We start from the raw sequence: 22,282 nt of genomic DNA on the forward strand, positions 1-22,282 counted from the left end.
ATAGGTTTAAGCATAGTCACCTATTTAGCGAGAAAATAATTAAGGAGGAAGATACTATGTACGCAGTAATAAAAACAGGTGGTAAACAATACCAAGTTAAAGAAGGCGATATCTTAAAAGTTGAAAAATTAGATTTAGAACAAGGTGCAAAATTTGACTTTGAAGAAGTTCTATTAGTTTCAAATGAAGGTGGAGTAAAAGTCGGTTCACCGGTTGTTGATGGAGCTAAAGTAAGTGCTGAAGTTTTAGAACATGGTAGAGGAAAGAAAATCGTTGTTTTCAAATATAAACCCAAAAAAGGTTCTTCAAGTAGACAAGGTCATAGACAACCATATACAAGAGTTAGAATTAATTCAATAGGATAATGATAAGAGTAGATATATATTTAAGAGAAGGTAAAATTAAAGGATTTAATGTTTCAGGACATGCAGAGTTTGATGATAGCGGAAAAGATATTGTTTGTGCAGGAGTTTCAATTTTAACGTTCAATACAATAGACGCTTTTACTGATATACTTAAAATTAAAAAATATATTCAATATTCTATAGAAGATAATCATATAGAACTTATATTAAATAAAGAATTAGATAAAGAAAAAATACACGATGCACAGTTGATATTAAAAAAATATGAACTAGGCATACAATCTATATTGAAAGAATATAGTGATTACATCGAATTATACTATACGGAGGTATAAAATGTTAAAATTAAATTTACAGTTTTTCGCAAGTAAAAAAGGGGTATCATCTACAAGAAACGGTAGAGATTCTAGAGCTAAAAGATTAGGAGCTAAGAGAAGTGATGGACAATTTGTACTTGCTGGAAATATCTTGGTAAGACAAAGAGGTACAAAAATTCATCCGGGAGCAAATGTAGGTATTGGTAAAGATGATACATTATTTGCAAAAGCTGATGGTATCGTTAAATTTGAAAGATTTGACAAGACAAGAAAAAAAGTTAGTGTTTATACAAGAGAACAATTAGCTTAATTAATTGAAAAGTATGTATCCAGAAATTTAAATTTTTCTGGATATTTTTTTATAAATGTAATATGATTAGAAAACCTGAAAAGAGGTAAAAATGTTTTTAGATGTAGCAAAGATTATTTTAAGATCTGGAGCTGGAGGAGACGGGGCAATTGCTTGGAGAAGAGAAATTTTTGAGCCGGCAGGAGGCCCGGCTGGTGGTGATGGTGGAGATGGAGGAAGCGTAATTTTAAAAGCTGATTCCAATGTACAGACTCTTCTTGACTTTAAGTATAGACGTCACTTTTTCGCACAAAACGGAGAACCGGGTAGAAATAAAAAACAATATGGTAAAAAAGGTGAAGATTTATATGTAAAAGTACCGGTAGGTACAATTGTAAGAGAAGCAAAATCTAATAAAGTAATATGTGACTTAATTGAAGATGGTGAAGAATTTATAATTGCAAAAGGTGGAAAAGGCGGAAAGGGAAATGCTAAATTTGCAAATTCCATAAGACAAGCACCAAAATTTGCACAACCGGGGGAAAATGCTCAAGAGATAGAAGTTATATTAGAAGTAAAGCTAATTGCTGATATAGGATTAATAGGCCTTCCAAATGTTGGTAAATCATCACTATTGTCAATTTTATCAGATGCTAAACCTAAGATTGCAAATTATCATTTTACAACATTAACTCCAAATCTTGGAGTTGTTAAGATAGATTTTCAAAATAACTTCGTTATAGCTGATATCCCAGGTTTAATTGATGGGGCAAGTGAAGGAATTGGTTTGGGACATCAATTTTTAAAACATGTTGAAAGAACACGTCTTTTAGTACATGTACTTGATATGGCGGGAAGTGAAGGTAGAGATCCGATTGATGATTTTAATATTATCATGAAAGAGTTGAGCAATTATAGTGATAAATTGAGAGAAAAAGATTTATTTGTTGTTGCTAATAAAATGGATTTGCCAAATGCAGTAGAAAATTTAGAAATTTTTAAATTAAATTTCCCTGAATTGAAAGTAATAGAAACGTCAGCAGCAACAACAAATGGTATTGAAGACTTAAAATACTATATGTTTGAGAGATTAAAAGATATTAAAAAAGATTATCATAGTTTAGATGAAGATGAAAGATTAGACTTAGAATCATTCTTTAAGGTTGATAGAACTATTGAAGTTAATAAGAAAAATGGAGAATACATCGTTAAAGGATATCCTATTTCTGAACTTATCAGAAAAACAAACTTTGATGATTATGAGTCGTTAAGACACTTTGAAGCTGTTTTAGAAAAAATGGGAGTAATGGCTCAATTAGAAGAGTTAGGAATAGAAGATGGAGATACTATCCACGTTGAAAGTATACAGATAGAATATTTCGGATAGGAGATATATGATTAATTCAAGACAAAGATCTTATTTAAAATCATTAGCAAACACAATGGAAGTAAAAATTATTATTGGTAAGAATGGTATCACCGATAATTTAATAAAACAAATACATGATACATTAAATGCTAATGAATTGGTAAAGATTAAAATATTAAAAAATAATTTATTTGATGATAAAGAAACAATACAAGAAATAATAGAAAAATTAAGTGCTGATTTTGTATCGCATATGGGTTCAAAATTTGTGATTTATAGACAATCAAAAGAAAAGATAATTACACTTCCAAAATAGGAGTAAATTATGAAAAAAATAGGAGTATTTGGCTCTTCATTTAATCCAATACACATTGGACATTTAATAATTTCAGAGCAAGCAAGGATTAGATTATGTTTAGATAAAATTTTATTTATACCTACAGCTAATCCATATCATAAAAAAGTGGATTTATTAGATTATAATATTAGATATGAAATGACGGAAAGAACTGTAGAAGACAATCCATTTTTTGAGGTGTCAGATATTGAAAAACACTTAAAAACAGCTTCATATAGCTTTGATATAATGAAAAAATTAAAGTCTAAAATTGATGCTGAAATTTATTTTATAATAGGTAGCGATAGTTTCATAAATTTACACACATGGCATAGATACGAAGAGCTTATTAAAATAGTAAATTTAGTTGTATTTCAAAGGCCGGGATATAAGATAAACTTAGAATTGATAGAAAAATATAGATTTTTAACAAAAAAACAAATAATATTTTATGATGATATTCAATTATTTATATCTTCATCAGATATAAGGAATAATATAAAAAATAATATATATCCAAAGTATTTGTTAAGAGATGAAACTATTAAATATATTATGGAGAATAATTTATGGCGTTAGATTTTGAAAATATAAAAAATAAGTTAAAAAAAATGCTTAAATTATCAAGATATGAACATGTCCTAAGGGTAAATGAAACCGCCTTAAAACTAAATCGAGATTTAGGATTAAATATAGATGAAGGAAAAATACAATACTCTTGTTTACTTCATGATTGTGCTAAAAATAATGAAGAGTATTATTTTGAAATGTACAAAGAAAAATACAATTTAATAAAAAAAGAAATATTTAGATTGCCTCTATTAGCTCATACAATTTTAGGCCCAATAGTTGCTAAAGAAGAGTATGGAATAGAAGATAAAGAAATTCTTGATGCTATAAGATGGCATACCACTGGCAAGGAAAATATGACACCTTTAGAAAAGTTAGTATTTATAGCAGATTATATAGAGCCGGGAAGAAGTTTTGAGACAGTAGATGAAGTCAGAAAAAAAGTATATGAAAATTTTGATTTAGGTATTTTATTATCATTAAATAATCAAATTAAGTATTTAATTTCAATTAATGCTATAATTGATTTGAATACTATTGAAGCAAGAAATTATTTGCAAAGGAGCATAAATGAATAAACTAGATATAGTTGTAAAAGCATGTGAAGATAAGCTTGGTGACAATATAAAAGTAATATCAATTGATGAAAAATCAACAATTGCAGATTATTTTGTAATTGTAACAGGTAAATCAATTCAACAAACAAAAGCTATTTCAGATGAAATTGAACAAAAAATTGAAAAAGCTGGTTTTACTGTTTTAGGAAATGAAGGCTTTAGAGATGCAAGCTGGATTTTAATGGATTTAGGAGATATTATCGTCCATATATTTACAGAGGAACAAAGAGAGTTTTATAATTTAGAAAAGTTATGGGATTAAGACAGCTCGCCCTAAGAGGTGAGTATGAAAATAAAAAATTATTTAGACAAAATTTTAATAGCTATAGTTATAATAGTGATTATAATTATAGGAATTTATAATAAAAGTAAAGAAAATAATGTAGATAATTCAGATATACTCAATAATGTATTGGAAACAAATATTGAGAAATTTGAAAGTAAAAAAAATGAAAAATTTGAAAAAAAAACTAAAATTCAAGATGAAGAGATTTATGCATATATAACGGGATGTGTAAAAAATCCCGGTGTATATAAATTAAATAGTACAAGTAGGGTTAAGGATTTAATAGATAAATCCGGTGGGTTTTGTAAGGATGCTGATTTAGAAAGTATAAATTTATCACAAAAATTAAAAGATGAGATGAAAATCCATGTTAATAAGATAGGTGAAGTAAAAAATCAAAAGTCAGCTAATCACGTAGAAAGTACTGACAATGAACAAAAAAACGGATTGTCTAAAATTAATATTAATACAGCAAGTAAAGAACAACTTATGACATTGCCGGGGGTAGGATCCTCTAGAGCTGATGAAATTATAAAATATAGAAGTAAAAATAGATTTCAAAGTATAGAGGATATTCAAAATATTTCTGGCATTGGACAAAAAAGTTTTGAAAAAATTAAAGAAAAAATTATAGTTGATTGAAATTATACATTTAATTTGATATAATTTTAGTATTGTAAAGAAAATGAAAGAGGAAGCTATGCAAAATATTTTATTAGGGATATTATTAATTTCATGTGTTGTTGTAATCATTTCAACAATGTTTATGGAACCAAAAGCAGAAGGCATGGGATCAATATCTGGTTCATCTGCTAATGTGTTTGGAAAAACTGCATCAAGAGGAAAGGAAAAGCTTTTAAGTACATTAACTTGGGTTTCAGGTGTAGTATTTGTTGTTACAACAATATTGTTGGCTATTATAAAATAGTTGATTTTGATTGTGTTGCGAAATGATTTACATTTTGCAGCACTTTTTTTATTTTATAAATCTTTTATATATATGATATAATTATAATGAAAAAAATTTGAGGATAAAAATATGCAGAAATTAATTGGAAAAATAAGTATAAATAAAAAGGGATTTGGATTTTTCATACCGGAAGATGAAAATATTTCCGATATTTTTATACCTAAAAAGTATTTAAATAGAGCATTAAATAATGATAAAGTTAGTGTGAAAATAATAAAAGAAGCTATTGATGGACAAAGATGTGAGGGAAAGGTTATTGAGGTATTAGAAAGAAGTAAGGAAATACTTGTAGGAGATTTTCAAAAAATAAAAAATTTTGGATTTGTGGTGCTTGATGGTAATAAATCCGATTATGACATTTATATTCCTAAAAAATATATAAATGGTGCTAAAAATAATGATAAAGTTGTAGTTGAGATAATATACTTTAATAAGAATGATAAGAATCCTACAGGCAAAGTTGTAGAGATACTTGGAAATACAAATGATACTGGCATACAAGTATTAGCTATTGCAAAGAAATATGATTTACCGGATGAATTTTCTTATGAAACATTAGAATATGCAAATTCTTTACCGTTAAATCCGGATAAAAAAGATTATAAAAATAGGGAAGATTTTAGAGAATTATTTACAGTTACAATTGATGGTGCAACAGCGAAAGATTTTGATGATGCTATATCAATTGAAAAGGACGGTAAAGATTATATTTTATATGTACACATTGCAGATGTAGCAAATTATGTAACTGAAAATAGTGCAATGAATAATGATGCTTATGAAAGGGGGAATTCTGTATATCTTTTAGATAGAGTTATTCCTATGTTACCAAAAGAGTTATCAAATAATTTATGTTCATTAAATCCTAATGTTGAAAGATTGGCTGTAACTGTAAAGATGAGACTGGATATAAATGGGAAGTTAATAGATTATGATTTTTATGAGTCAATTATAAAAAGTAATCATAGATTGATATATGAAGAAGTTTCAGATTTATTAGAAGGTAAGAAAAATATATATAATGATGAAATACTTGAAAGTCATTTATTTTTAATGGCAGAGCTTCATAAAATTTTAGAAGAAAAAAGAGTTGTAAATGGTGTATTAGATTTTGACTTTAAGGAATCATTTATAGAACTTGATAAAAATGGAAAACCAATTGATATACGTGAAAATGAACGGAGAGTTGCAAATAAATTAATAGAATCTTTTATGGTTTTAACTAATGAGGTTGTAGGAGAACATTTTGCAAATATTCAGGTTCCATTTTTATATAGAGTTCACGAGGAACCGGATGAAGAAAAAGTACTTGAATTTAGAGCTTTGATATCAAAATTTGGATTACAGATAAAAGGGGAAAAACTATATCCTAAGGATTTTCAAAAAGTGTTAAAAGAGGTTGAGGGTTCAAATTTAAGTTTTTTAATCAGTAATATTATGTTGAGAACCATGAAAAAAGCAATTTATCAAAGAGAGCCTGATATTCATTTTGGGCTTGCTACAAAAAACTATTCACATTTTACTTCTCCTATTAGAAGATATAGTGATTTAGTAGTTCATAGAATATTAAAAGGCAGTTTACACAATAATTATAAGCAACCAAAACGTTCTTACTTAAAGAGGCTAGATAAAATTGCAGAACATATATCGGAAACTGAAAGAAAAGCTCAAGAAGCAGAAAGAGATGTAGATGCTCTTAAAAAAGCAGAATATATGGAGCAAAGAATAGGTAAAATATATGATGGTATTATTAGTTCGGTTACATCTTTTGGTTTATTTGTTGAATTACCAAATACCGTAGAAGGTCTAATTCATTTTAGAAATCTAAATGACGATTATTATGAATTTGATCGTGAAAACTATAAAATAATAGGGCAACATACTGGAAGAGTATATGAATTAGGTCAAAAAGTAAGAGTAACGGTAAGTAGTGTTAATGTAGATTTAAGAGAAATAGATTTTAAGTTAGTGAAGGAAGAAGATGAGCGTTAAAACATTAGCTAGAAATAAAAAGGCAAAACATGATTTTAATCTAGAAGATTATTTTGAAGCAGGTATAGTCCTAGAGGGAAATGAGGTTAAGAGTATAAAAGCAGGACAAGTATCAATTAAAGAGTCATTTTGTCAAATAAGAAATAATGAAGTTTATATTGTTGGTATGCATGTTACACCTTATTCTTATGGAAATAATTTTAGTAAACAAGATCCACTTAGAACCCGAAAATTATTATTAAATAAAAAGGAAATAAGAAAGATATTAAGTAAAGTTAGTGAAAAAGGTTATGCATTTTTACCATTAGAAGTTAAAGATAAAGATGGACTTGTAAAGATTGATATAGCTATTGGTAAAGGTAAAAAACTTTATGATAAGAGAAATGATTTAAAAGAAAAAGATGATAAGAGACGTGTTGAACGTGCATTAAAAGATATGTACTGATAGGAGCGATTATGAATTTGGAAGAATATTTAAATATTATAACTGAAGTAAATCATAAAGCAGGAGGAGGATCTGTAGCTGCACTTAATGGAGCTTTAGCTTCATCACTTATGTTAAAAGCATATAATATGGCTAAAAAATCCAATCCGGAAGTTGAGCAGAGGCTTGGAAATGAGTACTACCTAAATTTAGAAAATTTAAAAAATGAATTTACTAGATTAATTTTTGAAGATGGTGAAGTTTTTGGAAAGGTATTAGAAGCTTATAAATTACCAAAAGATACACATGAACAAAGGAAATATAGAAGAATTCAAATTCAAGAAAAATTAAAATTTGCTGTAGATTCTCCTTTAGAAATAATCGTTAAATCCTTAAAATTATTTGAAAGTATTTTTGTGTTTATAGAATATTCTAATCCGGTTATAAATTCAGAAATAGCAGTAGCTAAAAATCAACTTATAGCTTCTATAGAATCTGCTATGGTAAATATGAAAATAAATATTAAGTCAATAGAAGATAAGGAATATAGGATAAAAAAGCAAAACAGCATTTTAAGGATATACCAAAATTTAGAATATAATAAAAAGAAGTTACAAAATTTTTTAGATAAAAATTTATAATATAAATATCAATATTTTTAGGAGGATTTTATGAAAAATATTTTAGCACTAAATTTAGGTGGTGGAACAATAACATTGATAGTTATTGCTATGGTAGTTGTATTTTTAATTTTGTATTTAATTTCAGTTTACAATAAACTTATAGCCTTAAGAGAAAATGTTAGAAATTCCATGAGTCAAATAGCTACTCAAATAGAGTCAAGATGGGATGTAATTACTAATCTTATAGGAGCTACATCAAAATATTCTGAACATGAAGCAAAAACCTTACGAGAAGTAATAGGAATGAGAACTGGAATTAATAGAAATTCTTCAGCAGCTGAAGTTTTGAAAGATGATCAATTATTTCAACAAGCAATGGATAGAATAAATGTAGTTGTAGAGTCATATCCTAATTTGAAAGCTGACAGTTTATATATTAATACAATGAACAATGTCGATAAATATGAAAATAATGTTAGAAATGCAAGAATGATTTTTAATGATTCGGTAACAAAATATAATAGAGAAATTTTAATGTTTCCTAAAAATATTTTTGCAGGAATGTTTGGATTCCAACAAGAAATATATTTCAAAAATTCTGAAACAAAGGCTGACATGCCACAATGGTAAAATTTATGAAAAAAATAGTCACACTGACTTTAGTATTTTTAATGCTGTTTGCTAATATATCTTTTGCAAATAGCATTGATTCTATAAATATTAAAGCTGAAATAAAAAAAGATGGTTCTGTTATGATAACAGATCATAGAATATTTAAGATAGACAAAGGAACGGAGCATTTTATATCATTAGGTAATTTAGCAGATTCTACTGTAACTGATTTTAAGGTTTTTGATAACAGCAATAAACTATTAAAAAAGATAGATAAATGGAATGTAAATGCAAGTAGAGAAGAGAAAAATGGAAAATATGGGATTAATCATACATCGAATGGCATAGAACTTTGTTTTGGAATTGGAGAGCTTGGTAAAAAAGAATTTACTATACAATATAGAGTAACTAATTTTATTAAAAATTTAAATGATGGGAATCAGACATTTTATTGGAAATTTATAAATGAAAATATGGATCCAATTGATTTTGTAAATATTGAAGTTACAAATGAAATTGGATACAAATTTGAAACTCCAAAAACAAGAATATGGGGATATGGTTATAAAGGTAATACTCAAATTTTTTCAGATAAATTAATAGCAACAACCGCTAAAAGTAATCCTTCTATTAATTATATGGTGCTTTTAGGTATATTTGAAGGGAAAGTTTTTGATAGTCAATCAAATTTTGATAAGAGCACAGAACAATTAATTGAACAATCAAGACAAGGTTCATTTATTTACAGAAAAGATGGATCTAAACAATACTATAAAAATCAAAAAGATAATGGTGGACTTTTTAAATCTATTTGGAAAATAGTTGTTGTTTTTTTTGCTTTGACTGGTGCGGGTAGTTTAGCTATATCAAAAAGAAGAAAGGATAATTTAAAATTTGAAGAAACTGATGAATTAAATTATTATAGAGATTTACCAGACGAGAATTTCTTAATTTCAGATTATTTGGTAGAAGAAGCTAATGTACAAAGCATAATATCTGCACTTTTATTAAAATGGATTGTTGAGGAACGCCTTGTAAATAAAAAAATTGAAGAAGGTTTTATTTTTAAAAAAGAAAAAGATGTATTTAAGATAAATTTTACAGATACAAGACCATTTGATTCAACAATTGAAAAAGATTTTTGGGATATAGTGCTGAAAGCATGTGGAAAAGATGATATACTTACTCAATCAGAGTTAAATTCGTATATAAAAAATAATACAAAAAGATTTAATACATGGATGGAAAGTATAAATAAAACATCAAAGAATTATTTAATTAGAAATAATTATGTAAAAGAACAATCAAAAAAATCTTTTTTGGGTTCAACACTATATGAAAGAACTGAAAAAGGTATTAATCTACAAAAACAAATTTATGGATTTAAGAAATATCTATTAGATTTTTCATTACTAAATGAGAGAGATGTTAATTATGTTAAATTATGGGATAGTTACATGGTTTGGGCTGCATATTTGGGAATTACAAAAGAAGTTTATGAACAATTTAAGGTAGTAGATCCTCAATTTGAACAACAGGTATATTATAATCCTTCTACATTTATTTATATTAATTCCATTTCTGATTCAGTATATAATTCAAGTATACAAAGTTCATATAGCGGTTTTGGTGGCACATCATTTGGCGGCGGTGGAGGCGGCTCATTTGGTGGTGGCTTTGGCGGAGGTAGTAGATAAAATAAAGTTTGCTAGACACCACGTTTTCTAGACCTTTTGGCTGGGAGGTGGCTACGCAAACTTTTATTTTTATTTTAAATTAATTTAACAATATAGAAATTTAGCTGTATAATAGTATTGAAATGATAATGGAGGAATTTAATGAAAACATATTACAAGGCAAATAAGATTTTTACTGAAAATAGAGTAATCGAAAATGGATTTATGGTTGTTGAAGGCAGTAAAATAGTTGAATTCTTAAATGAATATGATGGAGAATTTATCGACTTTGGAGATAAGTATATTGCTCCGGGATTAGTAGATACACATGTTCATGGATATAAGAATGTTGATGTGACTGATGCAGTAGAGGGTGCTTTAAATGTAATGTCAGAAGGTGTGTTACAAATGGGAGTGACATCATTTTTGCCTACGACGCTTACATCATCTGTTGAACAATTAAATAAAGCTTTAGAAGTTATTGGAAAAGAATATAAAGATGTTAAGGGTGCAAAGGTTAAAGGTATATTTATGGAAGGTCCATATTTTACTGAGGAATTTAAAGGGGCACAAAATCCAGCATATATGTCAGATCCAAGTATTGATCAATTAAAAAAATGGCAAGAAATTTCTAATAATTTGATAAAAAAAATTGCAGTTGCTCCAGAACGCAAAGGAGTAGCGGAATTTACTAGAGAAGCAAGAAAAATGGGAGTTTATGTAGCTTTAGGTCATTCAAATGCAACATATGATGATGCTATGAAAGCTATAGATGCCGGTGCAAATATATTTGTTCATTTGTATAATGGAATGAGAGGATTGCACCATAGAGAACCTGGTATGGTAGGAGCGGCATTGCAATCAGATGCATATGCAGAATTAATTTGCGATGGACACCATGTAAATCCTAAATCTGTTGATGTTGCTGTTAAAGCGAAGGGACATGATAAGATTGCATTGATAACAGATTGTATGAGGGCTGGAGGAATGCCGGATGGAAATTATAAATTAGGAGAATTTCCTGTAACTGTTAAAGATGGTACTGCAAGATTAGATTCCGGAAGTTTAGCAGGTTCGATACTTGATTTAATTGATGGTGTTAAAAATGTATATAATTGGGATATAGCTACATTAAAAGAAGCTATTGATATGGGTTCAAAATATCCAGCAAGATCTGTTGGACTTGATAATGAATGTGGCATTTTGCAAATCGGAAGAGATGCAGATTTTATAGTTTTAGATAAAAATTTTGTATTATTAAAAACATTTATAAATGGTGAATTAAAATATCAGAAATAATTAAGGAGAATTTATGTTTGGATTATCAAAGGATGAATGGAAGAATTTAGATGGTTTGTATACAGCTTCTGAAATCTATCAACAGCCAAAATTGTGGAGTGAGGTATCTAAAATTTTAGAAGATAGAAAAGAAGAAATAAAATCATTTTTAGATAATGTGTTATCCAAAGAAAATGTGCAAATTATATTTACAGGAGCTGGTACATCTGCTTATACAGGAGATTTTATAACTCCATATTTAAATAAAAAAGTAGCACATAAGTTTAAGTCTATTGCAACTACAGACATTGTGTCTAATCCTGAAATATATTTAGATAAAGAAAGTCCTATATTATTAGTTAGTTTTGCACGCTCGGGAAATAGTCCGGAATCAGTTGCAACCTTAAATGTAGCGAATAAAGTAGTCAAAGAAATTTATCACTTAGTTATTACATGTAATAAAAATGGTAAGCTTGCAGAATATGCAGGGAATGATGAAAATGCCTTAGCTATTATTCTTCCTGAAGAATCAAACGATAAAGGTTTTGCTATGACAAGTTCATTTTCTTGTATGGCACTCACTGCTACTTTAATATTTGATAGTAATTATTCTAAAGAGGAACTTGAACTAACTGTTGAAACAGCTTCAAATATGTTAGGTAATATTGAAGAAAAATTAAATCCGATAGTTGATTTTGATTTTAATAGAATAGTATATTTAGGCTCAGGTTCATATCACGGACTTTCAAAAGAAGCTTCATTGAAATTGTTGGAATTAACTAGAGGAAAAGTTGTTGGATATTATGAAAGCAGTTTAGGATTTAGACATGGTCCAAAATCAATAGTTGATGATAAAACTGTGGTTTTAGTATTTCAGTCAAACAATGATTACTCATTAGATTATGATAAAGATATATTAAGGGAAATGTATTATGATAATGGTAACCATAAAGTTGTATCCATTGGTATAAATAAAGATGTAAAAGACTATACTCATTTTTATTTGGATATTCCTGTTGAAAAATTAAAAAATGATGTATTTTTAGGACTGTTATATGTTTTATATGCTCAGGCATTTAGCTTGTTGGCATCTGTAAAAAACGGGATAAATCCAGATAATCCAAATCCATCAGGAGCAGTAAATAGAGTAGTTAAGGGAGTTATTATCCACGAATTTAACTAAAAATAAAAAACGCCGCCACTTCAAGTTGATATTAAGCACAACTTGAAGTGGCGGCTTCCAATTTATAAATTATTTAATGTATTTTATTAATTCATTGTAAACTATTTCTTTATCGTTTGTTGAAATAAATAGATCTACTATTTCAGTTTTTTTTAGTAACTTAGCTAGACCGGATAAAATTCTTAAATGATTATTTCCTTTACCTGCTGAAGCAATTAATAATTCAGCTTTATTTCCATTTCCAAAATCAATGCCATCTTTGAATTGTAAAAATACAATACCTGATTGAATGATTAATTGTTGAGATTCTCTATCACCATGAGGGATTGCAACACCATAATCCATATATGTTGTCAATAACTCTTCTCTGTGTAACATTGATTCTACATATCCATCAGCAACATATCCGGCTTCAAGTAATTTATTTCCAGCTAATCTTATAGCTTCTTCTTTTGTTGTAGATTGTAAATTTAAAAATATATTTTCTTTTTCAATTGCGATATTTGCCATTATTCCTCCTAAAAACTTTCTATTTAATTATAACACTCTTTTTTAATTATTAAAAATTTTATTTTTTTTAATTATTTGGTACTATAAACTTAAAATAAAGTTAAAGATGAGAAACTATTAAATGGCAAGGTAGGAGAGAAAGTGACAATGTAACCAAATTCAGCGGAGGAGATTCATTAGGTAGAGGAGAAATGTTAGGTGGACTAGGGATAACTGGTAGACTTATAGTTGTAGTAATTTTATTACTTTTAGGACAAAATTCATTAAGTTTATTAGAAAATATAACTGGAACAGGGCAAACTGATACTATACAGTCACAAACATATACTCCGAGAAATAAAGAAGAAGCAGAATTAGAATAGTTATTACATTTGATTGTATAATTTTTGTTATAACCATTTAATATATACTGTCAAAATGTAATTAACATAATTTTTGGGTAATTCTGATGTCGATTTTAATTTTTTCATTTTATTAAATAATAATGAAGAAAATTGCTACAAAGTAACTAAAAAACATATCTTATAGTAACTTTTTTATATAAATATTTAAAATAAAAAACTACTACAAATAATTGCAGTAGTTAAATTATAAAAATTATTTTTTTATTTCCATAATTTCAGTTTTTCCAGCAATTACATCACCGGTTTTCTTTTCTAAGTTTTTAATTTCTTCCATATTTGTTATAACTACAGGAGTTTCTGTTGGATATCCGTTTTCTTCAAGATAGTTTAAGTCAACTTCAACAAGTTTATCACCTATATTTACTTTATCACCTTCTTTTACGAATACTTCAAAACCTTTTCCTTTTAGTTCTACAGTATTCATACCAATATGTATTAAAATTTCGATGCCTTTAACATTTATGCCTAAAGCGTGTTTTGTATGAAATACTTGAATTATTTTACCGTCAACCGGAGATACAACAGTACCTTCTGTTGGTTTAATAGCAACACCATCACCTAAAAATTTTTGTGAGAAGGTAATATCTTCTACTTCTGTAATATCAACAAGTTTACCTGTCATAGGTGAAACTAATTTAATTTTTTTACTAAATAATCCCATCATTTCCTCCTAAGATTTTATCTGTAAAAATTTACATCAAAAATATTCTACCATATTTATAAAAAAAATGAAAATATCTATAATATTTGTATTTTTCTTATGCTATAATGATTTATATATTATTATAGGAGAAAATTATGTTTTTTGAATTATTTGGAAGAAAATCTATAATTGAAAAAATAAATATTGCTGATTTAGTAAGTTCTTTAGGTGGTAAAGAAAATATTTTAAGTCATGAAATATGTTCTTCTAGGATAAGGATTACAATTTTAAAATCTTCTGATTTTAATGAACAAATGTTAAAAAAATGTAATTTACCGGGATATTCACTTCCTGAGGATAATAAGGTTCATTTGATTATTGGACCTGACGTGTCAAAATTTTATGAGAAATTAAAATGTTATATATGATATAATTTATTAGGTGTGATTAAATCCATTTATTGGAGGAAATATGAGATTGGATAAATTTTTAAAAAATTCAAGAGTTATAAAAAGAAGAACTGTTGCTAAAGAAGCTGCAGAATCTGGGAGAATAAAAGTTAATGGGAAAACAGCAAAGCCGGGACTGGAAATTTCTTTAAATGATATTGTAGAAGTTACATTTGGAAATAATATAGTCAAATTTGAAGTTTTGCAAATAATTGAAAATCCTAAAAAGGATGAAGCAGATAAAATGTTTAGGATAATACAATGAGAAAAGATGTAAATTCTAGAAAAAAAATTAAAAGGAAATTTATTTCCGATCCTAGAAAAGTTAATATAATTTTTTGTATTTCGGCTATATTTTTGATAGTGTTTTTGGTTATTTTCATTGGTCAAAAAAGACAAATAAAACAACTTAAACAAAATACGAATAAGTTAGTTACTAGGCAGAAAGAATTAGAAGATAATATCTCTAAATTAAAAACAGAAATTGAAAATTCTAATTCACTGGAATATATAGAAAAAAAAGCAAGAGAAGATCTTGGAATGATAAAAAAAGATGAAAAAATTTATACGGATGATGAAAGTAGTATAAATACTGTTCCAAAAGAATCACATGATGAGACAAAAAATGAAACAAAAAAAGAAAATTAGGATTTTATATGAAAATTGATAAAAATATTATTGATTTAATTAGAAAAAAAAATATTCTAATAGGGGTGAGTGGCGGAGTTGACTCAATTGTATTATTTGATTTGATAAATAAAATTAAAGATGAAATAAATTTAAATATTGAAATAGCTCATTTTAATCATTCTACTAGAAATGGAGAATCTGATGATGATGAATTATTTGTTAAAAAAATATGTGAAATAAATTCTATAAAATTTCATTCGAGAAGAGATTCTATGTCCAAATATGCAAAAAATAATAAAATCTCAGAAGAAGAGGCTGGTAGAATTTTAAGGCATAAATTTTTTGATGATATTCTAAAAGATAAAGACGATTTAGAAAACTGGTATCTTGCATTGGCTCATAATTTGGATGACCAAATAGAAACTATTTTTATGAGAATATTTAGAGGAACCGGTATAAAAGGACTTGAAGGTATGCATCAAATAGATGGTAAAATTATTAGGCCCTTGCTTAATTTCAAGAAAGAAGAAATTTTAGAATATGCAAAAAAAAATAAATTAGAATATCATCAAGACTATACAAATTTTGAAAATATTTATACAAGAAATTCTATCAGAAATGAACTAATACCTATTATAAAAGAAAAATATAGCAAAAATATTTATGACTCTATTTTAAATTTGTCAAAGTATTCAATTGAATATAACGAATATATAAACAATAAACTTAATGAGAAACTTAATGGATTAGATATTGAGATTTCACAAGATTACACTAAAATAAAAAAAACAGATATACATAAATTTACAAGTTTTGAAAGAAATATTTTTCTTAGAAATGAAATTGATAGGATAAATAATAGTAATTATGATTTTACTAAAAACCATTATTTAGAAATAGGAAAAATAATTGATTCTGATAAAGGAGTATATGTCATAATTAATGGAATGATATTTTATAATTCATTTAATTATTTTATAATAAGAAGGTATGATGATTTTAATGAAAGCGTTGATTTTGAAGTAAAAGAAGATATAATTGATTTTGGTAAATATAAAATATTTTTTAACAAAAACTGTGATAAGCCAGGACTTTTGAAACTTAATTCAGGAGATAAAATAAAGATTAGGTTTAGAAAAAATGGAGATAAGATATGCATCAATGGGAAAATAAAAAAACTTAAGGATTTTTTAATTGATAAAAAAATAGATAGATTTGAAAGAGATTTATTGCCTGTTATTGAATATAATGGTGAGATAGTTATGGTTTCAAATTTATATAAAAGAAAAATAAAAGATAATGGAAAAATTACTATACAAATAAAGGAGAAATAATGAATAGAAGAAAACAGAGTTTTATGTCATTTTTACTTCCTATATTATTGATAATACTTGTATTTTCATATATTGGAGATATATTTAATACATCAAATAATATTGGAATTGGTGAGCTTGTAAAAAATATCAGCTCAAATAAAGTGAAGAAAATTACTACAAAAGGCTCGAAAGTGGAAGGCGTTTTAAAGGATAATTCAACTTTCGTTTCTGAATTACCGGCAGAATTTCAAAATAATTTCTATGATAATTATTTGAAAAAAAGTGTAGATGCTGGACAAATTGAATATCAAGGATTACCGGTTGATGGACCAAATATATTTATCCAAATTTTACCAACACTTATACTTTTAGGAGGGCTGAGTGTACTGTGGTATATTTTTATGGCTAGAGGTGCAAATGGAAGTTCTCAAGCTATGAAGTTTGGTAAGAGCAGGGCAAAAATGAATCTTGAAAAAAATAATAACATTACATTTGCTGATGTTGCCGGGTTAAGAGAAGAAAAAGAAGAAATGGAAGAATTAGTTGATTTCCTAAAAAATCCTAAAAAATATGTTGAACAAGGAGCTAGAATTCCTAAAGGTGTTTTACTTGTAGGACAACCAGGTACTGGTAAAACATATATTTCTAAAGCTGTTGCCGGAGAAGCAAAAGTGCCATTTTACAGTATAAGCGGTTCTGATTTTGTTGAAATGTTTGTAGGGGTTGGAGCATCAAGAGTTCGAGATATGTTTGCAGAAGCAAAGAAAAATGCCCCATGTATTATATTTATAGATGAAATAGATGCTGTTGGACGTAAGAGAGGATCAGGTTTAGGTGGTGGACATGATGAAAGAGAACAGACATTGAATCAATTACTTGTGGAAATGGATGGTTTTGAAAAAAATGAAGGAATCATAATGATCGCTGCAACAAACAGACCTGATATTTTAGATCCCGCTTTATTAAGACCGGGTAGATTTGATAGAACTATTCATATTGGAATGCCTGATGTAAAAGAAAGATATGAAATTTTACAAGTTCATACAAGAAATAAAAAATTATCAGAAAGTATAAATTTAGAAAATGTTGCAAAATCAACTGCTGGATTTTCTCCAGCGGAACTTGAAAACTTAACAAATGAAGCTGCACTATTGGCAGCAAGAAACAATCAAGAGTTTATTACTCCTGATTTAATGGACGAAGCTGCAATAAGAATTATGGCAGGTCCAGAAAAGAAATCTAAAGTAGTTATTGAAAGAGAAAGAAAACTTACAGCATATCATGAAGCAGGACATGCTGTTACAGCACAATTTTTAAAAGATTTAGATCCTGTGCATATGATAACAATTGTGCCTAGAGGTCAAGCTGGTGGATTTACAGCATATCTTCCTGATGAAGATAAAACATTTAGAACTAAAGGCGAAATGAAAAATAGAATTGTTGCTTTATTAGGCGGAAGAGCTGCAGAAGAGATTGTATTAGATGATATATCAACCGGTGCTTCAAATGATATTGAAAGAGCTACACATATTGCCAGAGCAATGATTAAAATCTATGGTATGAGTGATATACTTGGACCTGTTCAATATGATGATGCTAGTGGAAATGTATTCCTTGGAGGAAACAATTATTCAAAAGGTGATCATTATTCAGAAAAAACGGCTATAGAAATTGACAAAGAAGTTACAGATATTATTAAATCAGCTTACGTAAAAGCAAAAGAAATAATAGTAGAACATAGAGATTTGTTAGAAGAATTGGCTCAAGAATTACTAAAAAAAGAAACTATCAGAAAAGATGAGTATATTGAAATTGTAAAAAAATATGATATAAACTTTAAGGAAGAGGAAGTTTCTTTCACACAAAATGATGAAAAATAATTATAAAGGAGAATAATATGTTTTTAACTCAAACTCAACAAGGAGGGATTAATTCATTTATATATATTTTATATGGTGGGTTGATTATGTTTTTTATATATAAATTTTATAAACAACATGTTGCTGCAAAAAGTGCAAAAGGACAAATTTTTAGATTTAGAAAAGATGTAAATAAAATAATGATTTTATTAACATTTTTAATTACCGGATTTGGAATTTATAATATAATCACTGGACAAATTATTTCAGGTGTAATAATGTTAATATTAATTTTAATATTAGGGGTTGAATATACATATCCAAATGTTTTCGCTGAAAACGGATTTGTAATTGATGGAAAATTTGTTGAATGGCATGAAGTTAAAAAATGGGGATTTGATGTTGAAAGGGGGGAACTTTTAGTAAGATTTAAAAAAGATTTTGAGGAAAAACAAGGCCTTTTAAGGATTGCAAAGAAAGACATCAAAGAGGTTGAAAATTTATTTAGAAAATATAAATTAAAAAAATAAAAAAATAAAAAAATTAAAATGACTGGTATCTTTTAAGAACTAGATCGGAGGAAAAATGAATAACAAAACACAAAACATTACTTTATTAGGAATTTTAACGTCAATAATTATAATTATGACAGCAGTGCCAGGTATTGGTTTTATACCAATTGGATTAGTAAACGCAACAATTATTCATGTGCCTGTAATTATTTTAGCAATAGTTAAGGGACCAAAAATGGGGGCTATTATAGGACTTATATTTGGACTTTCATCGATGGCGAATGCTTTTTTAAGACCAACACCAGCATCGTTTTTATTTATGAATCCAATTATAGCAATAGGACCTAGAGTTTTAATAGGTGTATTTTCAGGCTATAGCTTTATTTTTATAAAGAAATTATTAAAAAATGATAGCATTTCCGCAGGTTTAGCTGCTGGTATTGGTTCAATGACAAATACAGCAGGAGTTTTGGGGTTAATTTATATAATTTATGCACAAAGATATTTAGAAGTGACAAAGAGAGCGGGGCAAAATGCGTTTAATGTTTTACTAGGTATTGCAGGTGGTCAAGGAATTATTGAGATGCTTGTATGTATTGCGATTGTAATTCCGGTAGCTACAATTTTATTAAAACTAGATAAAAGAGGAATTTTATGATATTAATCATAGATATTGGAAATACCAATGTTGTATTAGGTATTTATAAACAAGATAAAAAAATCAATAGTTGGAGATTGGAAACTAGACAGACAAAAACGATGGATGAATATGGGTCACAAATTGAATCGATTTTATTACATGAAGGTATATCAGTAAATGATATTGAGGATGTAATTATTGGTTCAGTGGTTCCAACACTACAGCATACATTTAAACTTATGTGTAAAAAATATTTAAGTCATGAACCTATTGTGATTGGAGAAAATACTAGAACCGGCATGCCTATTAAATATGAAAATCCAAAAGAGGTAGGAGCAGACAGGATTGCAAATTCTGTTGCAATGATTGAGCATTATGAGTTACCGGCAATATTAATTGATATGGGAACAGCTATAACATTTGATGTTGTTAGTTCAAAAGGAGAATATTTAGGAGGAGCAATTGCACCTGGTATGAATATTGCTTCTAATGCTCTTTTTGAAAAAACATCAAAGTTACCTAAAGTTGAGTTTGATATACCGAAATCATCAATCGGAAAGACAACGGAAGAAGCTATTAAATCCGGTTTAGTTTATGGTTATGTTGGTTTAGTTGATAATATAATAGAGCAAATTCTTAAAGATTTAGGCGTTACAAAGGAAGATACGTCTATAATAGGTACTGGTGGGTATTCTAATTTGATTTCACAAATGTCTAAGTATATTACAGATATAGATAAGGATATTACACTGGAAGGTATGAGACTTATATATGAAAAAACAAAAAGGAAGGCTTAATGAAAAAATCAAAGACAAAACTTAATTTACTTGAGGGAAGTATTCTAAAAAAATTAGTATTATTAAGTGCTCCTTTGATGGCTACATCTTTTGTAAACATGGCTTACAATATGACAGATGCAGCATGGTTAGGCAGATTGGGGTCCGATTCGGTGGCAGCATCGGGATCGGCTCATTTTTTTGTTTGGATTGCTAGTGCATTAATAGGAATTTCAAGAGTGGGAACAAGTATATTTGTTGCTCATGAATATGGTTCAAATAATAAAAATAGATTAAAAAATACAATAAAAAACGGTATTGTTTTATTATTTTTAATAGTGTTGGCATATTCCTTATTAATAAATATTTTTGCTGAAAATTTAATAGGAATCTATAATCTAAATTCAAAAGTTTCAGGCCTTGCTATAACTTATCTTACAATATTTTCATACGGATTTATTTTTACAGGATTAAATATGTTGTTTTCAAATATTTATAATAGCTTGGGAAATAGTTTTTATCCATTTGTTGCTAATGTTGTAGGGTTGGTAATAAATATTTTATTAGATCCTATATTAATTTTTGGATTTGGTCCAATTCCATCAATGAGTATAGCAGGAGCAGCATATGCTTCAGTATTTTCACAATTTGTGGTTTTAGTAATTTTATTAGTTGATATCTTCAGGACTAAAAATGAAATTTATGAAGGAATATTTCAAGGTGTGGTATCTTTTAAGGATTTATCGATTAAATTTAAAAAGGGTTTTCCAGCTGGACTTATGAGTATTACCCATGCAATTATTTCTTTAACTTTAGCAAGATATACTTCATTTTATGGGACAAAGCCAATGGCTGTCGCATCAGTAGGAGCTATTATTGAATCAATAACATGGATGACAACAGAAGGACTACAAGGAGCCATAATAGGTTTTGTAGGACAAAATTTTGGAGCAAGATTACATAAAAGATTAAATAGGGTAATTAGTACATCATTAAAAATTGTATTTGGAATAGGAGTTATCGGGACATTTGTATTGATAACATTTAGATATCGTTTATTTAGCTTATTTATTCCAAATGAATCTGATACTATTGTGATAGGTGCTTCTTATTTACTAATTTTAGGAATGTCACAATTATTTATGGCTATGGAAATAGGAATTGCAGGCGTACTTAATGGTCTTGGAGAAACTAAATCTCCAGCAGTTGTTTCAATGATATTTAATATTTTAAGAATACCAATGGCTCTTATATTAATGCGATATTACCAATTTTATGGTATTTGGATTGCAATGACAATTTCTTCAATTTTTAAGGGAATATTTGCATATATTATTTTAATAAAGGAAAAACAAAAAGTTGAAAAAGTATTTGAATAATAAAAAAAGGGATGTTGAAAAATAAAAAATAGCTTTTAAATTACAAAAAATTAATAAAAATAAAACAAGCCCTAGATTTCAACATCTAGGGCTTGTTTTTAGGTATAATATTAATATGAAAAGCAAAAATAATATACCATGCTTAAATTTTAATTTAAATAACGGGACAAATTCAATTTCTAAAGTGTATAAATGTTTCGATTGAAACTTCAATTAAAAAGAAAAAGCTATTACAAAATAACATCTTTAGTTATTT

29 protein-coding genes are annotated in these 22,282 nt (G+C 27.6%); 27 read left to right on the top strand and 2 right to left on the bottom strand.

The annotated features are described in order from the left end of the window. Nucleotides 1–56: 56 nt before the first annotated feature. The 17 genes from rplU to EQF90_RS03035 all read left to right on the top strand — a co-directional run bounded on the left by rplU (nucleotide 57) and on the right by EQF90_RS03035 (nucleotide 12,908). Nucleotides 57–365 (top strand): 50S ribosomal protein L21, encoded by a 309-nt coding sequence (rplU, locus tag EQF90_RS02955; protein ID WP_134711693.1) that lies wholly within the window; start codon nucleotides 57–59, stop codon nucleotides 363–365. After that, complete coding sequence (locus tag EQF90_RS02960) at nucleotides 365–700, top strand: ribosomal-processing cysteine protease Prp (protein ID WP_134711694.1); 336 nt, start codon at nucleotides 365–367, stop codon at nucleotides 698–700. The genes rplU and EQF90_RS02960 overlap by 1 nt, the downstream gene beginning before the upstream one ends. A gap of 1 nt (nucleotide 701) precedes the next feature. Further along, nucleotides 702–992, top strand: coding sequence for a 50S ribosomal protein L27 (rpmA, locus tag EQF90_RS02965; protein ID WP_134711695.1), 291 nt, complete (start codon nucleotides 702–704; stop codon nucleotides 990–992). Between the two features lie 91 nt (nucleotides 993–1,083). Further along, a complete protein-coding gene (gene obgE, locus EQF90_RS02970) occupies nucleotides 1,084–2,358 on the top strand; it encodes a GTPase ObgE (RefSeq protein WP_134711696.1) in 1,275 nt (424 codons plus the stop codon). A 7-nt stretch (nucleotides 2,359–2,365) separates the two neighbouring features. Then, nucleotides 2,366–2,656, top strand: coding sequence for a YhbY family RNA-binding protein (locus EQF90_RS02975; RefSeq protein ID WP_134711697.1), 291 nt, complete (start codon nucleotides 2,366–2,368; stop codon nucleotides 2,654–2,656). 9 nt (nucleotides 2,657–2,665) lie between these two features. After that, nucleotides 2,666–3,256: a nicotinate-nucleotide adenylyltransferase gene (gene nadD / locus EQF90_RS02980; protein ID WP_134711698.1), complete on the top strand. Its 591-nt coding sequence runs from the start codon at nucleotides 2,666–2,668 to the stop codon at nucleotides 3,254–3,256. After that, entirely contained in the window at nucleotides 3,247–3,825 is a 579-nt protein-coding gene (yqeK, locus tag EQF90_RS02985; RefSeq protein ID WP_134711699.1) for a bis(5'-nucleosyl)-tetraphosphatase (symmetrical) YqeK, read from the top strand. Before nadD ends, yqeK begins: the two co-directional genes overlap by 10 nt. Next, nucleotides 3,818–4,126 carry a ribosome silencing factor gene (gene rsfS, locus EQF90_RS02990; RefSeq protein WP_134711700.1) on the top strand — a complete coding sequence of 103 codons (309 nt, stop codon included), beginning with the start codon at nucleotides 3,818–3,820 and terminating at the stop codon, nucleotides 4,124–4,126. The genes yqeK and rsfS overlap by 8 nt, the downstream gene beginning before the upstream one ends. 24 nt (nucleotides 4,127–4,150) lie before the next feature. Further along, nucleotides 4,151–4,792 (top strand): ComEA family DNA-binding protein, encoded by a 642-nt coding sequence (locus EQF90_RS02995; RefSeq protein ID WP_134711701.1) that lies wholly within the window; start codon nucleotides 4,151–4,153, stop codon nucleotides 4,790–4,792. 58 nt (nucleotides 4,793–4,850) lie between these two features. Next, nucleotides 4,851–5,078 carry a preprotein translocase subunit SecG gene (secG, locus tag EQF90_RS03000; RefSeq protein ID WP_134711702.1) on the top strand — a complete coding sequence of 76 codons (228 nt, stop codon included), beginning with the start codon at nucleotides 4,851–4,853 and terminating at the stop codon, nucleotides 5,076–5,078. 111 nt (nucleotides 5,079–5,189) lie between these two features. Then, nucleotides 5,190–7,112: a ribonuclease R gene (gene rnr / locus EQF90_RS03005; RefSeq protein WP_134711703.1), complete on the top strand. Its 1,923-nt coding sequence runs from the start codon at nucleotides 5,190–5,192 to the stop codon at nucleotides 7,110–7,112. Then, complete coding sequence (smpB, locus tag EQF90_RS03010) at nucleotides 7,102–7,557, top strand: SsrA-binding protein SmpB (protein WP_134711704.1); 456 nt, start codon at nucleotides 7,102–7,104, stop codon at nucleotides 7,555–7,557. The genes rnr and smpB overlap by 11 nt, the downstream gene beginning before the upstream one ends. Nucleotides 7,558–7,568: 11 nt before the next feature. Beyond that, a complete protein-coding gene (locus tag EQF90_RS03015) occupies nucleotides 7,569–8,177 on the top strand; it encodes a cyclodeaminase/cyclohydrolase family protein (RefSeq protein ID WP_134711705.1) in 609 nt (202 codons plus the stop codon). Nucleotides 8,178–8,207: 30 nt separating this feature from the next. Continuing rightward, the gene (locus tag EQF90_RS03020) at nucleotides 8,208–8,789 is read left to right on the top strand and encodes a LemA family protein (protein ID WP_134711706.1); all 582 of its coding nucleotides are present in this window, start codon (nucleotides 8,208–8,210) and stop codon (nucleotides 8,787–8,789) included. 5 nt (nucleotides 8,790–8,794) lie between these two features. Beyond that, the gene (locus tag EQF90_RS03025; protein WP_167554105.1) at nucleotides 8,795–10,468 is read left to right on the top strand and encodes a DUF2207 family protein; all 1,674 of its coding nucleotides are present in this window, start codon (nucleotides 8,795–8,797) and stop codon (nucleotides 10,466–10,468) included. 141 nt (nucleotides 10,469–10,609) lie between these two features. After that, entirely contained in the window at nucleotides 10,610–11,746 is a 1,137-nt protein-coding gene (nagA, locus tag EQF90_RS03030; protein WP_134711708.1) for an N-acetylglucosamine-6-phosphate deacetylase, read from the top strand. 13 nt (nucleotides 11,747–11,759) lie between these two features. Beyond that, a complete protein-coding gene (locus tag EQF90_RS03035) occupies nucleotides 11,760–12,908 on the top strand; it encodes an SIS domain-containing protein (RefSeq protein ID WP_134711709.1) in 1,149 nt (382 codons plus the stop codon). A gap of 69 nt (nucleotides 12,909–12,977) precedes the next feature. On the opposite strand, the gene EQF90_RS03040 is transcribed toward EQF90_RS03035, so the two are convergent. Then, nucleotides 12,978–13,418 (bottom strand): PTS sugar transporter subunit IIA, encoded by a 441-nt coding sequence (locus EQF90_RS03040; protein WP_134711710.1) that lies wholly within the window; start codon nucleotides 13,416–13,418, stop codon nucleotides 12,978–12,980. Between the two features lie 116 nt (nucleotides 13,419–13,534). Between EQF90_RS03040 and EQF90_RS03045 the strand changes: the two genes are divergently transcribed. Further along, complete coding sequence (locus EQF90_RS03045) at nucleotides 13,535–13,780, top strand: neutral zinc metallopeptidase (protein WP_134711711.1); 246 nt, start codon at nucleotides 13,535–13,537, stop codon at nucleotides 13,778–13,780. Nucleotides 13,781–14,015: 235 nt separating this feature from the next. Here EQF90_RS03045 and EQF90_RS03050 read toward each other — a convergent pair whose 3' ends face one another. Next, complete coding sequence (locus EQF90_RS03050) at nucleotides 14,016–14,483, bottom strand: PTS sugar transporter subunit IIA (protein WP_134711712.1); 468 nt, start codon at nucleotides 14,481–14,483, stop codon at nucleotides 14,016–14,018. 137 nt (nucleotides 14,484–14,620) lie between these two features. Here EQF90_RS03050 and EQF90_RS03055 point away from each other — a divergent pair, with 137 nt between their 5' ends. The 9 genes from EQF90_RS03055 to EQF90_RS03095 are packed head-to-tail and all read left to right on the top strand — an operon-like array spanning nucleotide 14,621 to nucleotide 22,026. Next, entirely contained in the window at nucleotides 14,621–14,893 is a 273-nt protein-coding gene (locus EQF90_RS03055; RefSeq protein WP_134711713.1) for a PTS transporter subunit EIIB, read from the top strand. A 43-nt stretch (nucleotides 14,894–14,936) separates the two neighbouring features. Then, on the top strand, nucleotides 14,937–15,179 hold the full coding sequence (locus tag EQF90_RS03060; protein WP_134711714.1) for an RNA-binding S4 domain-containing protein: 243 nt from the start codon (nucleotides 14,937–14,939) through the stop codon (nucleotides 15,177–15,179). After that, entirely contained in the window at nucleotides 15,176–15,562 is a 387-nt protein-coding gene (locus EQF90_RS03065) for an FtsB family cell division protein (RefSeq protein ID WP_134711715.1), read from the top strand. Before EQF90_RS03060 ends, EQF90_RS03065 begins: the two co-directional genes overlap by 4 nt. A gap of 8 nt (nucleotides 15,563–15,570) precedes the next feature. Continuing rightward, entirely contained in the window at nucleotides 15,571–16,878 is a 1,308-nt protein-coding gene (gene tilS, locus EQF90_RS03070; RefSeq protein WP_134711716.1) for a tRNA lysidine(34) synthetase TilS, read from the top strand. After that, nucleotides 16,878–18,740, top strand: a complete 1,863-nt coding sequence (ftsH, locus tag EQF90_RS03075; RefSeq protein WP_134711717.1) for an ATP-dependent zinc metalloprotease FtsH — start codon at nucleotides 16,878–16,880, stop codon at nucleotides 18,738–18,740. Before tilS ends, ftsH begins: the two co-directional genes overlap by 1 nt. Before the next feature lie 17 nt (nucleotides 18,741–18,757). Beyond that, the gene (locus EQF90_RS03080; RefSeq protein WP_134711718.1) at nucleotides 18,758–19,249 is read left to right on the top strand and encodes a DUF5673 domain-containing protein; all 492 of its coding nucleotides are present in this window, start codon (nucleotides 18,758–18,760) and stop codon (nucleotides 19,247–19,249) included. A 55-nt stretch (nucleotides 19,250–19,304) separates the two neighbouring features. Next, nucleotides 19,305–19,889 carry an ECF transporter S component gene (locus EQF90_RS03085; protein ID WP_134711719.1) on the top strand — a complete coding sequence of 195 codons (585 nt, stop codon included), beginning with the start codon at nucleotides 19,305–19,307 and terminating at the stop codon, nucleotides 19,887–19,889. Next, nucleotides 19,886–20,668: a type III pantothenate kinase gene (locus EQF90_RS03090; protein WP_134711720.1), complete on the top strand. Its 783-nt coding sequence runs from the start codon at nucleotides 19,886–19,888 to the stop codon at nucleotides 20,666–20,668. Before EQF90_RS03085 ends, EQF90_RS03090 begins: the two co-directional genes overlap by 4 nt. Beyond that, a complete protein-coding gene (locus EQF90_RS03095) occupies nucleotides 20,668–22,026 on the top strand; it encodes an MATE family efflux transporter (RefSeq protein WP_134711721.1) in 1,359 nt (452 codons plus the stop codon). Before EQF90_RS03090 ends, EQF90_RS03095 begins: the two co-directional genes overlap by 1 nt. Nucleotides 22,027–22,282: the final 256 nt, after the last annotated feature.

The sequence above is a fragment of the Helcococcus ovis genome (genome assembly GCF_004524775.2).
GTDB lineage: Bacteria > Bacillota > Clostridia > Tissierellales > Peptoniphilaceae > Helcococcus > Helcococcus ovis.